The sequence below is a fragment of the Mesorhizobium sp. B1-1-5 genome (assembly GCF_006443065.1).
Taxonomy (GTDB): Bacteria; Pseudomonadota; Alphaproteobacteria; order Rhizobiales; family Rhizobiaceae; genus Mesorhizobium.
Map to the genome: position 1 here is coordinate 1 of NZ_VFWS01000674.1, position 1025 is coordinate 1025.

At 59.4% G+C, this 1025-nt stretch carries 1 protein-coding gene and 1 pseudogene; one reads left to right on the forward strand and one right to left on the reverse strand.

The window, feature by feature from the left end; genetic code table 11:
- Window positions 1–604 (forward strand): helix-turn-helix domain-containing protein (locus tag FJ980_RS34285; protein ID WP_210243795.1); only part of this gene is annotated, 604 nt, incomplete at its 5' end.
- Here the strand turns inward: FJ980_RS34285 and FJ980_RS34290 are convergent.
- Window positions 601–1025: pseudogene (locus FJ980_RS34290) on the reverse strand (arginine-ornithine antiporter); the annotation flags it as partial. The gene FJ980_RS34285 and the pseudogene FJ980_RS34290 overlap by 4 nt on opposite strands.

The window sequence follows — 1025 nt, forward strand, 5'->3', positions numbered from 1 at the left end:
GTCCAGGATTGAAATACGTGAGGAGTCGAAAAGACTCCTGGCAGACTACATGCTTCTGCTGCACCGTTCCTTTTCCGATCTGAGGGCCGTGGATGTGTCGCACATTGCCACTGCCACCACCAATCTGCTGGCTGCGTGCGTGTCGCCATCACATGACCGCATCACCGAGGCGAAGCGTGTGATCGACGCCGTGATCGCCGAGCGCGCTGCCAAAATCATTGCACAAAGTTTGAATGATCAGTCCTTGGCATCCGACAGGCTTTGCCGCGCACTCGTTGTGTCCCGCTCTCGCCTCTACCGGATATTCGAACCGGACGGAGGTGTTTCGAATTATATTCGCCACAAACGCCTGCCCAAGACACGCGATATACTTTCCGACAGCTTGGATGGGCGCCCGATCTCCGCCATTGCCGGGGATTGGGGCTTCACGGATCCATCGGCGTATAGCCGGATGTTCAGGAAGGAATTCGGCATTACGCCAAAGGAGGCACGCGTGGAAGGCTGGCAAGGCGCCCAGGCTACGAGCTCGCAGCAGATCAGCCAGCCTGACAGCAGGGCGCACACGCTGAGTAGTCTTCTGCTGCGAAACAGCTTTGGGCCCTAGACTGCGATGGCGCCGGCAAGGATGCCGTAGATTGCCGCGACCGCGCCAAGTGCGGCGACGACGAACATCCCCATCTCGGCGGGAGTAAACACCCTCTGCCCCCGCTCCTTCCGAGCCATGACGAAGAGGATCGTGCCCGGTCCGTAGATGACGGCCGAAAGCAGCAGGTGCTTGGCGCTGGCGGCATAGATGAGACCGGCCGTATAGATCAATGCTATCGCCGCCCTTGCGAAGTCGACACGCCGCGCTACGGGGTCGTTCTCGTAGCTCTCGCCGCCCCATGCGAGCTTGACCCCGTAAGCGGCGACAAGAAGATATGGGATGAGGATCATGGAACTGGTCAGCTCAAGAGCGAGCCTGAAGGCCTGTTGAGCAAAAAGCGTCAGGACCAGACAAACCTGCACGACCGTATTGGTCAGCC